Genomic DNA, 1,353 nt, shown 5'->3' with positions numbered 1-1,353 from the left:
GCGGTTGCCTGTCCAGTTGTGGAAGTACTCGTGACCGACCACCGATTCGATGTTGGCGAAGTCGGTGTCGGTCGCGGTGGCGGGGCTGGCCAGCACGTACTTGGTGTTGAAGATGTTCAGGCCCTTGTTCTCCATCGCGCCCATGTTGAAGTCGCTGGTGGCGACGATCATGAAGCGCTCCAGATCCAGCGGCAGGCCGAAGCGGGCTTCGTCCCAGATCACGCTGTGGATCAGCGAGTTCATGGCGTGTTCGGTCTTGTCCATGTCGCCGGGGCGCACATAGACCTGCAGCAGGTGTTCCTTGCCATTGCGGGCGACGATGCGCTGCTCGCGCGCCACCAGCTGGCCGGCCACCAGGGCGAACAGGTAACACGGCTTCTTGTGCGGGTCGACCCACTTGGCGAAGTGGCGGCCGCCCTCCAGTTCACCCTGATCGACCAGGTTGCCGTTGGACAGCAGCACCGGGTACTTGGCCTTGTCGGCGCGCAGCGTGACGCTGTAGCTGGCCATCACGTCCGGACGGTCCAGGAAATAGGTGATGCGGCGGAAACCTTCAGCCTCGCATTGCGTGAAGAAGGTGCCCTGGCTCACGTACAGGCCCATGAGCTGGGTGTTCTTCTCGGGCACGCAGGTGGTGAAGATTTCCAGGTCGAAGGGCTCGGCGCCTTCCGGCAGGTTCTCCAGCACCAGGGTCTGGCCGTCCATCTTGAACGAGCAGCCGCCGCCGTTGACCAGCACGCGGGCCAGGTTCAGGTCTTCGCCGTCCAGGCGCAGTGCCTGGGCCGGCACGTCCGGGTTGCGGCGCAGGCGCATGCGGTTGAGCACACGGGTCTTGGCCGGGTCGAGGTCGAAGCTCAGATCGACGGTGTCGATCCAGTAGGCGGGCGCGGTGTAGTCCTCGCGGCGCACCACGGTGGTGGGGCCTTCACGCATAGCAGACATGCAAATTCCTTGAAGTGAAAACGCCGCCGCCGGGCCGCCCCAAGGCGGTGTAGCCCCCTTGGGGGGCAGCGACCCGCAAAGCGGCGGAGCGTGGGGGCAGCATGACTAGACGCCTTGCTTGAGCGAGGCTTCGATGAACGGGTCGAGATCGCCGTCGAGCACCTTCTGGGTGGACGAGATTTCGACGTTGGTGCGCAGGTCCTTGATGCGGCTGTTGTCCAGCACGTAGCTGCGGATCTGGTGACCCCAGCCCACGTCGGTCTTGGTGTCTTCCAGCTTTTGCTGCTCTTCCATGCGTTTGCGCATCTCGTGGTCGTACAGGCGCGAGCGCAGGCGCTGCCAGGCCACGTCGCGGTTGCTGTGCTGGCTGCGGCCGTCCTGGCACTGCACGACGATGCCGGTCGGGATGTG

Annotated in this window: 2 protein-coding genes; both read right to left on the bottom strand. The window is 64.7% G+C overall.

Features of this window, described 5'->3' with window-relative positions; all coding sequences use genetic code 11:
- A partial coding sequence (locus ACR2JA_RS05675) for a M1 family aminopeptidase (protein ID WP_434008137.1) occupies nucleotides 1-933 on the bottom strand: 933 nt, incomplete at its 3' end.
- 114 nt (nucleotides 934-1,047) lie between these two features.
- On the bottom strand, nucleotides 1,048-1,353 hold a 306-nt coding region (locus tag ACR2JA_RS05670), incomplete at its 5' end, for a peptide chain release factor-like protein (RefSeq protein ID WP_434008136.1).

Origin of the sequence: Hydrogenophaga sp. (assembly GCF_051007235.1) — a bacterium.
Classification (GTDB): Bacteria; Pseudomonadota; Gammaproteobacteria; order Burkholderiales; family Burkholderiaceae_C; genus Hydrogenophaga.
This window is presented reverse-complemented; position numbering and strand designations above follow the sequence as displayed.